Source organism: Pseudohaemophilus paraphrohaemolyticus (assembly GCF_003253115.1).
Taxonomy (GTDB): Bacteria; Pseudomonadota; Gammaproteobacteria; order Enterobacterales; family Pasteurellaceae; genus Haemophilus_A; species Haemophilus_A paraphrohaemolyticus_A.
This window is the reverse complement of record NZ_QEQF01000003.1, coordinates 71,489-84,715: the sequence shown is the minus strand read 5'-3', so window position 1 is coordinate 84,715 and position 13,227 is coordinate 71,489. Positions and strand designations below refer to the sequence as shown.

Genomic DNA, 13,227 nt, shown 5'->3' with positions numbered 1-13,227 from the left:
AATTTTAAATCAAAGGATTTAAGTCGAACACTCGTCTCAAATCCCTACGCTGAAATTATTCAGTTCAGGTTCTACGGATTGGCTTACGCCTCTCAGCATAGATTGTTAATCCTTGCACTCCGATGAGAACAGAACGAATTCTATGCAAAAAAAGAGAGAAATTCAACCGCTTGCAATCGTTTGCTTTTTGCAAAAAACATCGCTATACTACGCCCCTAGTTTTAAACGTAGAAACTAGAAATGAATCTTCATATATTAACTCCTTATACATTATTTTTTCAGCTACGCATCGTTCTTCGAGGCGTAGCTGTTTTTTTATTCATTTCTCCCTAATTTGATCAAATCGCTTTTTCACAAGCGGTTTTTTTTCGCCTGAAATTTATATAAAGGATAGCAAACATGAGCCAATTAATTCGCACACTGAAAGGTCATATTCGTGATGAAATCATCAAAAAAGGCGGTTGGGTAAACTCTCACGCTCATGCTGACCGTGCATTCACGATGACTCCAGAAAAAATTACCATCTATCAAAATGCTAACCTACAACAAAAATGGGACTTGGTGGATGAAATAAAACGTCAATCCAGCGTAGACGACTATTACCGCCGTTTCTCGCAAGCCATTGAGCTGATGATTTCTCAAGGGGTAACCGCATTCGGTACTTTCGTAGATATTGATGGCGTATGTGAAGATCGTGCGATTATCGCTGCTCACAAAGCGCGCGAAGTGTATAAAAGCGACATTATTTTGAAATTCGCCAACCAAACTTTAAAAGGCGTGATTGAGCCAACCGCGAAGAAATGGTTCGATATTGGTTCGGAAATGGTGGATATGATTGGCGGCTTACCTTATCGCGATGAATTGGATTACGGCAAAGGTTTAGAAGCGATGGATATTTTGATGGATAAAGCAAAATCGCTCGGCAAAATGCTACATGTACACGTAGACCAATTTAACACACCAAAAGAGAAAGAGACAGAGCAACTTTGCGATAAAGCGATTGAACACGGAATGCAAGGTCGCGTGGTGGCAATTCACGGGATTTCAATCGGTGCACACCCAAAAGAATACCGCAAAATGCTGTACCAAAAAATGCGTGATAGCCAAATGATGGTGATTGCTTGCCCAATGGCGTGGATCGACAGTGGTCGTAAAGAAGACTTACAACCTTTCCACAACGCCTTAACGCCAGCCGATGAGCTGATTCCTGAAGGCATTACCGTTGCAATTGGCACAGATAATATCTGTGACTATATGGTGCCACTTTGTGAGGGCGATATGTGGCAAGAACTCAGTCTCCTTTCGGCAGGCTGTCGCTTTACCAACCTTGAAGAGATGTCGAATATTGCGTCAATTAATGGACGTAAGGTGTTGGGGTTACTCTAATTAGATATTTGGGGCAGTAACTGTACTTAAACGGGCAGCTTTTCTAAAGTAGCAAACAAATCTCATAAAAAGACCGCTTGTAGCTTATGTTGCAAGCGGTCTTTTTCTCTCAAAAATCTACCAAACTATTTCAACAAATATTCACGCAATGTGGCGAAATCTGCTGGCATTGTGTCGGATAACAATTCCATTTTATTGTGTTTATCCAATGCTTCTGGCAATGGTAACTCAATGTCTAAAATGCGTTCTACCGACTCTTTAAATTTTGCTGGATGAGCGGTACAGAGGAAAATACCTGTTTCGCCTGCTTGGAGTTGGTCTTGCAACACTTGGTAAGCGATAGCACCATGTGGTTCGCAGAGGTAGCCTTCTGCATATTGTGCTTTTAATGCGGCTTCGGTTTCTGCATCGTTTAACGCATCTGAACCTAAATCAGACAAGCGCCAGCCATTGCGTTTGAAAAGTTCTTCCACACGTGGCCAGTTGTTTGGACGGCTCACATCCATTGCATTTGAAAGAGTTGCCACCGTTGTATTCGGCTCCCATTTGCCTGATTTTAAGTAGCGTGGAACGGTGTCATTTGCATTGGTTGAAGCGATGAAACGCTTGATTGGCAAACCTAAAGTTTTTGCAATTAAACCTGCGGTTAAGTTGCCGAAGTTGCCACTTGGCACAGAAACAACCACTTCTGAACGTTTTTCTTTCGGTAATTGTGCCACGGCTTCAAAGTAGTAGCACACTTGAGCAAGCAGGCGGCTGATATTAATTGAGTTTGCTGAGTTTAAGCCAATCGCTTGGCGAAGTTCTGCATCATCAAAGGCTTGTTTTACTAACGCTTGGCAAGCATCAAAGTCAGACTCAATCGCTACAGTACGGATATTGCCGCCAAGGGTACAGAATAATTTTTCTTGAAGCGGGCTGATTTTGCCTTTTGGATACAAAATCACCACATTGATGTTCTCTAAACCATAGAAAGCGTGTGCCACTGCCGCACCTGTGTCGCCAGAAGTTGCGGTTAAAATGGTAATTTTGCCCTCACCACGCACGGCACTTAAGGCTTGTGCCATAAAGCGACCGCCGAAATCTTTAAATGCGAGCGTTGGACCGTGGAAAAGCTCTAACGCATAAATATCATCATTCACATAAGCAAGTGGTGCAGGGAAAGTAAACGCATTCTCTACCATTTTGTCTAGCGTTTCTTTTGGTAATTCATCACCAATTAACGCACCTAAGATTTTTTGGCTACGTTCAACTAATGGTAGGGCTAAAAGTGCATCAATATCATCAAATTTTGGCAAGACTTCAGGGAAGAAAAGCCCCTGATCTTTACCTAAACCTTGACGCACTCCTTGCGCGAAATTCACTTGTTCTTCTGGGTGTTTGATGTTGTATAAATTCATTCGGGAGATCCTTTATTATTTATGGAGTTATGCGTAGGGGTGGGGTTTATTCCCGCCCAAATAGATTAAAGAGCAACATTGTTGCTACAAACTATCTGGATTTTTAACTATTATGCGAGCTTAGTCAATCGCAAGCAGTCAGATCTTAAAATTTTTTGCAAATTGCAGGAATTATTCCCCATTCTTGGCTTTGGGCTTGCTAACCTTTTCTAAATAGGGGTATGATTTTGCCATCTTGCAAAAAAGCCAAAAGGAGAAAAAAATGTACAAAACCACTCGCAAAATTGAATTACACAAACGTATTGCCTTAGTGGCACACGACAGCTGCAAACAGAGCTTACTGGCGTGGACAAAAAAACACGCTGAAGCCTTGAAGCCGCATACTTTATACGCCACTGGTACAACGGGCAATTTACTTTCTCGTGAAACAGGCTTGGAAATTCACGCTTTATTGAGCGGTCCAATGGGCGGAGATCAACAGCTGGGAGGATTGATTGCCGAAAAAAAAATCGACTTGATGATTTTCTTCTGGGATCCGATGAATGCTGCTCCTCACGATCCTGATGTAAAAGCCTTAATGCGTATTGCGACTGTCTGGAATATTCCCGTAGCAATCAATGAAGCAACCGCTGATTTCTTATTACACTCTAGCTGTTTTAACCACGAAGTAGAGATTGAAGTGCCTGATTACGATCGCTATTTGACGGAACGTTTACAGCATTAATGGACTAAAAATTAAACAATGAAAATTGCAACAAAAATGCCATCTCATTGGTTGAGTGCTCACGTGTTGAGCACTTTGCCAATTTTTATTACCACCAACCTTGCCGCTATTGGTATCTGGTTGCTTAATATTTCTGAGCACAGTATGCCATTGATTTTGGGCATTATTGCAGGCGGTTTGGTAGATTTAGACAACAACCTTTCTGGGCGATTTAAAAACCTTATCATTACCCTGATTGCCTTTGCGATTTCATCCGCAGGGGCAACGCTTTCTTTGGAATTTGGCTGGCTTTTTGTACCGCTTGCGGTGCTCAGCACCTTTATTTTGGTCATGCTCGGCAGCATTGGGCAGCGTTATAGCACCATCGCTTTTGGTACGCTCGTTGTATCTGTTTATGCCTCGCTTACCTACATGCCCGAAACTACTTGGTACACCAATACATTGCTGATTTTAGCGGGGGCGTTGCTTTATGGTTTGGTTGCAATGTTAGTGTATATCGTCTTTCCAAACCGCACGGTACAAGAGAATTTGGCGAAATCTTACGAGGCATTGGGCAGATATTTACAAGCGAAAGCTGCCTATTTTGATCCCGATGATGACGATGTAGTAGCTAAGCAGCGTGCTTTAGCACGCACGAATAGTGAAGTTATTCAGGCATTTGAACAAACTCGCGTGTCGCTCTTCTATCGCTTGCGTCGCCATAATCGCCAAACTCGGACGCAAAAAATGTTGCGTTATTACTACACCGCCCAAGATATTCTGGAACGAGCCAGTTCAAGCCATTATCAATATCACGAATTCTTCCAACAGCTTAAAAATAGCGATTTGATTTTTCGCTTCCAACGTGTCTTGGAGCTGCAAGCTATGGCGTGCCAAAAAGTCGCGGTGGCGTTGCGTTATGCGGAACGTTATCAGCATAGCTCTCGCGGGGAAAAAGCAATGCAAGGCTTATTTAATTCTCTCAATTATCATCAAGAACAGGGGTTAAAAAGTGCGTATCGCTGGCAGTCGATTGCGGAAAATTTACGCAATATTGAAAGCCAACTTTGCCAGATTGAGCACAGCCAAAGCGAACAAGAAGAGGGCATGGAACAAGCGGTTAAAATGAACAATAAATTTGCATCTAGCAAATCGCAGCACCTTTCTAACCGCTTGTTGGCAGAAAATGTGTCAGGTTTTCGCAATATGTGGCAAACCATTCAGAGCCACTGCAACCTCTCATCACAACTCTTTCGCCACGCCATTCGCTTGTCTGTAGTGGTGGGCTTGTGTAGTGCTATTGTGCCGATTTTCCATCTAGACGGCAAAGGCTACTGGGTGCTACTCACGGCGATTTTTGTCTGCCAACCAAACTATTCCGCCACCAAAAAACGCTTAGGACAGCGGGTTATCGGCACTATCTTAGGCGTGTTGGTTGGGATGCTGTTGCGGGAATATTACCTCACTTCCACGTTGGAAGCCGAGCTGGGCTTGATTGTGATTACCGCCAGCCTTTACACCTATTTCCGTTTCCGTCATTACAGTTTCTCAACCTTCTACATTACGCTGTTGGTGTTAGTAAGCCTTGATATTATTGGCATTGGTGCAGATGAGGGCATTTTACCGCGGGTGATTGATACGTTGGTTGGCACGTCGATTGCGTGGTTTGCCGTCTCTTTTATTTTCCCCGATTGGAAGTACATCAACCTCAAACAGAACTTGAAATCGACCGTGCTGGCAAGCAGTAACTACCTACGCCACATCATCGCACAGCTGCAGTTTGGCTATAACGAACAGTTGCCATACCGCACCGCTCGTCGCGAAGTGCACAACTACATTTCTGCTTTGAGTTCTGCGGTGTCAAACCTAGACAGCGAACCGAAAAAATACCAAGCAATTTCAGCAGTTGCCCCGAATTTACTAGGTATAAATTATACTTTGCTTGGCTATATTTCTGCACTGGGTGCCTATCGCATAGCCAGCCCAATGCTGAATCAACAGGTGGATTTTTCCGCGATTTTCTTCTCACACGGGCGAGAAGTCGCAACTATCATCGAGCAAATGGCAGAGGGCAAACGATCTCCTGCAAAATTGGAAGCAAATTTGACCGCTATTGATAGCGATCTTGCCCAATTTGAGCAAACCCACCACGAAAAACAAGACGAATTGAGTTTAGTGCTCATCCAACAATTACGCCTGATAGTACAACTCCTTCCACAATTACAGCATTTAATGCAAGAGAATGCACTAGGCGAATTGGAAAGAGAAACAGAAGAATAAATATGCTAATGGCTAGATTTTCTAGCCATTTTTTATTCTGCTTTTCAGAATAGTTTATTCCCATTTTATTGATTTTTCAGTCAAAAAAGCCACGTATAATCATGCTCAATAAAGAGCTATTTATCGAAGAAAAAGAAATTCTCCAACCACAAGCGGGCAAGATTTTAGTGAAAGTGGCATAATAAGCCTAGAATTGAGAAAAAGTGCGGTGAATTTCATCACACTTTTTTTGTATAATAAAAGAAAAAAGGAGGAAAAACGTGCAACTCAAGAGTGCAAGAGAAGGTTTCTTTTTAGCGGGGCTTTATAACTTTATTGGTGTTTTAGGCTTTACCCAATTTTTTACTGATACGACTTTAATGGATAACGATCCGATTGTTTTCTCGTGGCTCGGGCAAATTTTGATTTTGCTTTGGGGATTGGCGTATTGGTCGGTCGCTAAACGTTTCTGGCAAGTGCCTGTGTTACTTTGGATTTTCTGCGTAGGAAAATTGGTTTATTTCGGTACTTGGCTACATTGGTTGCTGACTACACCAGAAAAACTGGATGTGCTAGCAGGGCAATCGATGGTCTATTTCTGCTTTTTCGCGAGTTACGGCTTTGGCGATTTCCTCTTTGCGATTTTCTTTGCAAGAGTAGCGATGGGGAGTATGAGGGGGAAGTTTGAGATTTGACGCAACTCATCGGACTCTGAAAATGATAGCGAACCAAATCGAAACGTGATAATATTTCAAGCGTAGAATTTGATGTTCTACGCTCGAAAAAATGGAATTCCACATAACAATAAAAAGCAAAGAGGAAATGAATATGGCAAAAGGTCAATCATTACAAGACCCTTACTTAAATGCACTACGTCGTGAACGTATTCCAGTTTCAATTTATTTAGTTAATGGAATCAAACTACAAGGACAGATCGAATCATTCGACCAATTCGTTATTTTATTGAAAAACACGGTAAGCCAAATGGTTTACAAACACGCGATTTCAACTGTGGTGCCTGCTCGAGCGATTTCTCACGGCAATAACCACAATTCACACGCTCCAGTGCAAGTGACACAAACCGTTGAAATTGTTGAAAACGTAACGGAATAAGATTATTAACACTTCAAATCTTACTCAAAATGATTTACCAAGTGATGATGAAAATCAGCCGCTTGGTTTCTCTTTTTCTAAAGACCAAAAAAATTCATCTCTTGAACAGTCGCATCAAGCTGATAAAGCAATTTTGGTTCATCTCTATCTTTCCCAACAAAAAGACACCGAAAATCTGGTTGAATTTCACACTCTTGCTGAATCGGCAGGCGTAGAAATTTTAAGCACGCTAACCACTTCTCGTTCTAGCCCGCATATTACCTATTTTGTCGGTAAAGGCAAGGCGGAAGAGATTAAACAAGCGGTCGAAGATTTAGGAGCAACCCTCGTGCTGGTTAATCACGAATTAAGCCCTTCACAAACACGGAATTTGCAGTCTCTCTGCAATTGTCGCGTGGTAGACCGAACAGGCTTGATTTTAGATATTTTCGCTCAGCGTGCTCGTAGCCACGAAGGGAAATTGCAGGTGGAATTGGCTCAGCTTAAACATCTTGCTACTCGCTTAGTGCGTCGTTTGGGCAATCAAGACCAGCAGAAAGGTGGTGCTGTTGGCTTGCGTGGACCTGGGGAAACACAACTGGAAACCGATCGCCGTTTGATTAAAGTACGCATTCAGCAGCTGCAAAATCGTTTGGCGAAAGTGAGCAAGCAACGCGAGCAAAATCGCAAAACTCGCCAGAAAGCAGATATTCCGACCATCTCGCTTGTGGGCTATACCAATGCAGGAAAATCTAGCTTGTTTAATGCGATTACCCAAGCCGGCGTTTATGCTGCTGATCAGCTTTTTGCAACACTTGATCCAACGCTAAGAAGAATGCAAATTCAAGATGTGGGCACAACTATTCTTGCTGATACCGTAGGTTTTATTCGCTTTTTGCCACACGATTTGGTCTCTGCATTTAAATCTACCTTGCAAGAAACAGTTGAAGCTAGCCTCTTATTGCACGTGATTGATGTTGCAGATGAACGCAAAAATGAGAATATCCAAGCGGTAAATCAAGTATTGGAAGAGATTGGTGCTGCGGATATTCCGACTCTCTTGGTTTATAACAAAGTAGATAAACTAGATGACATTCAACCTTTTGTCGAACGTGATGATGAAGGAAAAGTAACGGCGGTTTACCTTTCTGCTCAATCTGGCGACGGTATCGATCTGCTTTTGGAAGCAATCTGCGAACGGTTACGCAACGAATTAGTACAAGAAACGCTGCTTCTTCCGCCAACTATAGGCAATCTTTACACGCTTTTCAAACAACAAAATGGCATTAAAGCCGAGCATTTCAATGAGTTTGGAGATCGCATTATCGATATTGAGATCGATAAAGTGCAGTGGAATAAATGGGCGAAACAATATCCTGAGTTGATAGAATGTGTGGAGTTGGCACAGTGGGAGTAAAATAGACCTCCAAGATTAGTTTCCATCATTAAAAATGACCCAAACACAAAAACTCAACACCGCTCTTTTTTCGCTTTTGCTGCTAATTATTGGCTTTGCGGTTTACCATCAACTTGATAGCTTCATTGCACTCAAAAACGCGGATGGCATTCTTACCGATATGCGTTCGCTAGTGCTGCTTGATATTCGCCTGCCACGTATTGGCTTAGCTATCCTCACGGGGGGAAGCCTTGCGTTGGCGGGCAATGCGATGCAAGGGATTTTCCAAAATCCGCTGGCAAGTCCTGGGTTACTTGGAAGCAGTTCAGGGGCAACCACCGCGAGCGTGATGATTCTCTATTATTTCTCTGCACCTTTTACCGTGCTACTTTTCGGCGGTATTGCTGGGGCGTTATTGAGCTTTTTGATTGTTTATTTGATTGCTAAGAATCATGGCACAACAGCAATGATCTTGAGCGGATTGGCGGTAAATATGTTGCTTTCGGCAGCGATAGCTTTGCTACTTTCCAACGCTAAAAGCCCGTGGGCGTTAGCAGAACTTTACCGCTGGTTGCAAGGCTCGCTCGTGTGGGCGAAGATCGACACGCTCTTGATTTCCTTGCCGATTGTGTTGCTCGGCTTAGTTTGTTTATACCGAGAACGCCGCTACATCGACTTACTCACCTTCGGCGAAGAAACCGCCTCGACTATGGGCATCGACCCTAAACGCAGCTTTTTTATCACCACATTTGGCGTTGCTTTATTGGTCGGTGCGACCATTCCGCAAACAGGCACGATAGGTTTTATCGGCTTAATAGCCCCGCATTTTGCCCGCATTTTGTTGAAACAACGCCCATCGCAACTTTACCTTACCAGCGGTTTGCTTGGCGCATTATTGCTGCTCGTGGCAGATCTCTGCGTGCAATATATCCCGCTTTTTTCACACATCTACATCGGCACGCTCACGGCGATTATCGGTGCACCGTGTTTGATTTGGATTTTACTGACAGAGCAAAGAAAACTTGCACGCTAATTGTAAAAATATGGCCAAATTTGACCGCTTGTATGCTTGTTTGCAATTAACAGGATTTTAGGTTGCTTTAAGAAACACAGTTGCTACAATGTTGAAGTCAAAATAACGCATTTTTTAGAATAAGATGAAAAGACTGCCCGAAATTAAATTTGTTTCTGTGATTGCAAAAACCGCGATTTTTGAAGTGCAAGCGGTCGATTTACGCTTTTCTAATGGTGAAGAGCGTACATATGAGCGCCTTATGCCACAACGCCGCTCTTCGGTGATGGTGTTGCCAATTCACGAGGGCAATTTGATTTTCGTGCGAGAATATGCGGTGGGATCTGAGCGTTATGAACTCACCTTTCCGAAAGGAATTGTAGATGCGGGCGAAGAACCGATTGAAAGTGCCAACCGAGAATTGCAAGAAGAGATTGGTTTTGGTGCACGTAAAATTGAGCCGTTGCGGAGTTTATACAGCAGTCCAAGTCATATGTTTGGCTTAATGCACGTTTTTGTGGCAGAAGACCTTTACCCATCCAAACTTGAGGGCGATGAGCCTGAACCGCTTGAGCTGGTTTATTATCCGTTGGCGAAAATCGACGAATTACTCGCCTCTCCCGATTTTGCCGAAGCCAGAAATTTATCCGCCCTCTTTTTATTAAAAGCATATTTAAATAAGAATACGGAAAAATAGAGAAAAAAGGACGGAACTATGCAAACACTTAATCAATACTTGCTGGATAAAATCGTGCAAATTGCTCAACAAGCAGGCAATCATCTCAAAGATTTTTATGCGAAATCGGTGGAGGTGCATATTAAATCGGACAAAACGCCTGTCACCGAGGCGGATCTTTTTTTGAGCCAATTTATCACGGAACAGTTAAAACAGCTTACGCCAGATGTGCCTGTGCTTTCGGAAGAAAATTGCGATATAGCCTTTGAACAGCGTCAAAAATGGGATGAATATTGGATTATCGACCCGCTCGATGGCACGCAACAATTTATCAATCGTACTGATCAATTTGCGGTGATAATAGCCCTCATTCAAAAACAAGAGCAGAAAAATCGTCCAGTGCTTGGCGTAATTCACGCCCCTATTATTGAAAAAACCTATTTCGCAATGCAGCATCACGGATGCTTTGTGCAAAAAGAGGGCGAAATTCAACCGCTTCACACCATCAAACAAGCCGATCACGGCGAACACAATTTACATATCGCGATTGGATTTGTGCACCCAGAACATATCGAAGATAATCTTATTCCACCTTATCAAGCCACCTTTATGGAATATGGATCAAGTAGCTTGAAATCAGGCTTGGTAGCAGAAAATATCACCGATTGCTATATTCGTTTTGGCGATACGGGGGAGTGGGACACGGCAGCATCTGAAATTTTATTAAGTGAGTTGGGTGGCGAGATTTTTGATTTGCATTTTAATCCTCTCAGCTACAACGAACGAGAAACCCTGATTAACCCTTATTTCATTATGGTTCGTGATAAAACGCGCGATTGGCAGACTATCTTTCAATTTAATAAGTCGTAGCGATTAGCAAAACGATTTGAAATGTTGCATTATTGTAAAATTTATAAAATATAAGAACATTAGGACAAAATATGAACGTAGAAAATTGTTGTATTGTTATTTTTGGGGCATCGGGGGATTTAACCTTCCGTAAGCTCATCCCTGCACTTTATAACTTACATAAAGTCGGCAGACTAGGCGAGCATTTTTCCGTATTAGGTGTGGCTCGTACGGAGTTTAGCGATGAACAATTCCGCGAAAAAATGCGCGATGCGTTAATTAAATTTGAGAACGCAAGCGGTGAAACTTTAGATGAATTTTGCAGCCATCTTTATTATCAAGCGGTAAACACTTCAGACGCATTAGATTACGTAAAACTCTTGCCCCGCCTTGATAATTTACACGACAAATACGGCAGTGCTGGTAATACACTTTACTATCTTTCAACCCCACCAAGTTTATATGGTGTCATCCCAGAATGCTTGGCAGCACACGGCTTAACTACCGAAGAGTTCGGCTGGAAACGCATTATCGTGGAAAAACCATTCGGCTATGATATCCAAACGGCAAAAGCGTTGGACGTGCAAATTCACCGTTTCTTCGAAGAGCATCAAATCTACCGTATCGACCACTATTTAGGCAAAGAAACTGTACAAAACTTGCTCGTGTTGCGCTTCTCAAACGGCTTATTCGAACCGCTTTGGAACCGCAATTACATTGATTATGTGGAAATTACAGGAGCAGAATCGATTGGCGTGGAAGAACGTGGTGGCTATTACGATGGCTCGGGTGCCATGCGCGATATGTTCCAAAACCACTTATTGCAAGTGCTTGCCATGATTGCGATGGAGCCGCCAGCGATTATCAACGCAGATGCAATGCGTGATGAAGTGGCAAAAGTGCTTTACTGCTTGCACCCGCTTTCTGACGAAGATTTGAAAAATAACCTTGTGCTTGGACAATACACTGCCACAGAAATTGATGGCGAAATGGTAAAAGGTTATTTGGAAGAGAAAGGTGTACCAGAAGATTCCAACACGGAAACTTTTATGGCATTAAAATGTGAAATCGATAACTGGCGTTGGGCGGGTGTTCCTTTTTATGTTCGCACAGGCAAACGATTACCAACCCGCGTAACGGAAGTGGTTATCCATTTCAAAACTACACCGCACCCCGTGTTTAGCCAAAATGCGCCTGAAAATAAATTGATTATTCGCGTGCAACCTGATGAAGGCATCTCAATGCGTTTCGGTTTGAAAAAACCAGGTGCAGGCTTTGAAGCAAAAGAAGTGTCAATGGACTTCCGTTATGCTGATTTAGCTTCTCCAAGCCTTCTCACTGCCTACGAACGTTTATTGTTAGACGCAATGAAAGGCGATGCCACCCTATTTGCCCGCACTGATGCAGTGCACGCTTGTTGGAAATTTGTGCAGCCTATTTTGGATTATAAAGCCCAAAATGGTCGCGTGTATGAATATGAAGCAGGCGCTTGGGGGCCAAAAGAAGCGGATAAGCTGATCGCTAAACACGGCAGAGTGTGGCGTAAGCCTTCAGGTATGATGAAGAAAAAAGTGTAATCAATTTTCCCCTCGTCCTTTATGGGGGAGGGGTAAGCGATGCATTTTTATCACTCTTTTACAAAATTAATATCGTAGCCCCTTTTTTCAGATGAAAATTGCCTTACGTAATTTTCATCAGCCTCTCTCTCACAAGAAGATAGAGTATTATAGAGAATCTAAAATGAAAAAAGTTATCTTCCCGACCGCCCAACAAGCGGTCGAAAAAATCGCTCAGGAATTGAAAGCATATAGCGAACAACATCGCCCTGTGCATATTTCCCTGTCTGGCGGTTCAACTCCAAAATTATTATTTAAAACCTTAGCTCAAGCTCCGTTTGCCAACGAAATTCAATGGCAAAACCTCCATTTCTGGTGGGGAGATGATCGCATGGTCCCACCACAAGATCCTGAAAGCAATTATGGTGAAGTACAAAAACTGCTCTTCGATCACATCCAAATTCCTGCCGAGAACATTCACCGTATTCGTGGTGAAGAAAATGTCGAGCAAGAATTGGTAAGATTTTCGCAAGAATTGACCGCTTGCGTGCCAGATTTAGCCTTCGATTGGATTATTCTTGGAATGGGCAACGATGGGCACACCGCTTCGCTTTTCCCATATCAAACCAATTTTAATGATCCGAATGTTGCCGTGATTGCCAAACACCCTGAAACAGGGCAAATTCGCATTTCTAAAACAGCAAAACTCATTGAACAAGCCAAACGCATTACCTACTTAGTAACGGGCGAAAGCAAAGCGGATATTTTAAAAGAAATCCAAACCACTCTTGCTGAAAATCTACCTTATCCTGCCGCAAAAATTAAAGCAAAAAATGGGGTGACGGAATGGTACTTGGATAAAACGGCAGCTAAATTGCTATAGCAAGTTGAGTATCAA

At 42.8% G+C, this 13,227-nt stretch carries 12 protein-coding genes and 1 riboswitch; of the genes, 11 read left to right on the top strand and 1 reads right to left on the bottom strand.

All coding sequences use genetic code 11. From position 1 onward, the window contains the following. Positions 1-23 precede the first annotated feature (23 nt). A riboswitch (TPP riboswitch) is annotated at positions 24-132 on the bottom strand. A gap of 267 nt (positions 133-399) precedes the next feature. Next, complete coding sequence (locus DPV92_RS04520; protein WP_111353865.1) at positions 400-1,386, top strand: amidohydrolase family protein; 987 nt, start codon at positions 400-402, stop codon at positions 1,384-1,386. A 125-nt stretch (positions 1,387-1,511) separates the two neighbouring features. On the opposite strand, the gene thrC is transcribed toward DPV92_RS04520, so the two are convergent. After that, a complete protein-coding gene (gene thrC, locus DPV92_RS04515) occupies positions 1,512-2,786 on the bottom strand; it encodes a threonine synthase (RefSeq protein WP_111353864.1) in 1,275 nt (424 codons plus the stop codon). Between the two features lie 262 nt (positions 2,787-3,048). On the opposite strand from thrC, the gene mgsA reads away from it, so the two are divergent. The 10 genes from mgsA (at position 3,049) to pgl (ending at position 13,212) form a co-directional block, all read left to right on the top strand. Next, positions 3,049-3,510, top strand: coding sequence for a methylglyoxal synthase (gene mgsA, locus DPV92_RS04510; protein WP_111312857.1), 462 nt, complete (start codon positions 3,049-3,051; stop codon positions 3,508-3,510). An 18-nt stretch (positions 3,511-3,528) separates the two neighbouring features. After that, positions 3,529-5,769, top strand: a complete 2,241-nt coding sequence (yccS, locus tag DPV92_RS04505) for a YccS family putative transporter (RefSeq protein WP_111353863.1) — start codon at positions 3,529-3,531, stop codon at positions 5,767-5,769. A 260-nt stretch (positions 5,770-6,029) separates the two neighbouring features. Further along, positions 6,030-6,443 (top strand): hypothetical protein, encoded by a 414-nt coding sequence (locus DPV92_RS04500; RefSeq protein WP_111353862.1) that lies wholly within the window; start codon positions 6,030-6,032, stop codon positions 6,441-6,443. A gap of 133 nt (positions 6,444-6,576) precedes the next feature. Beyond that, entirely contained in the window at positions 6,577-6,861 is a 285-nt protein-coding gene (gene hfq, locus DPV92_RS04495) for an RNA chaperone Hfq (protein WP_005707732.1), read from the top strand. Between the two features lie 4 nt (positions 6,862-6,865). Continuing rightward, the gene (gene hflX, locus DPV92_RS04490) at positions 6,866-8,257 is read left to right on the top strand and encodes a ribosome rescue GTPase HflX (RefSeq protein WP_455583654.1); all 1,392 of its coding nucleotides are present in this window, start codon (positions 6,866-6,868) and stop codon (positions 8,255-8,257) included. A 34-nt stretch (positions 8,258-8,291) separates the two neighbouring features. Further along, a complete protein-coding gene (locus DPV92_RS04485; protein ID WP_111353860.1) occupies positions 8,292-9,269 on the top strand; it encodes a FecCD family ABC transporter permease in 978 nt (325 codons plus the stop codon). A gap of 124 nt (positions 9,270-9,393) precedes the next feature. Next, positions 9,394-9,945: an ADP compounds hydrolase NudE gene (gene nudE, locus DPV92_RS04480; protein ID WP_111353859.1), complete on the top strand. Its 552-nt coding sequence runs from the start codon at positions 9,394-9,396 to the stop codon at positions 9,943-9,945. An 18-nt stretch (positions 9,946-9,963) separates the two neighbouring features. Continuing rightward, the gene (gene cysQ, locus DPV92_RS04475; RefSeq protein ID WP_111353858.1) at positions 9,964-10,794 is read left to right on the top strand and encodes a 3'(2'),5'-bisphosphate nucleotidase CysQ; all 831 of its coding nucleotides are present in this window, start codon (positions 9,964-9,966) and stop codon (positions 10,792-10,794) included. Between the two features lie 71 nt (positions 10,795-10,865). Beyond that, a complete protein-coding gene (zwf, locus tag DPV92_RS04470; RefSeq protein WP_111353857.1) occupies positions 10,866-12,350 on the top strand; it encodes a glucose-6-phosphate dehydrogenase in 1,485 nt (494 codons plus the stop codon). 163 nt (positions 12,351-12,513) lie between these two features. Further along, on the top strand, positions 12,514-13,212 hold the full coding sequence (gene pgl / locus DPV92_RS04465; protein WP_111353856.1) for a 6-phosphogluconolactonase: 699 nt from the start codon (positions 12,514-12,516) through the stop codon (positions 13,210-13,212). Positions 13,213-13,227 lie beyond the last annotated feature (15 nt).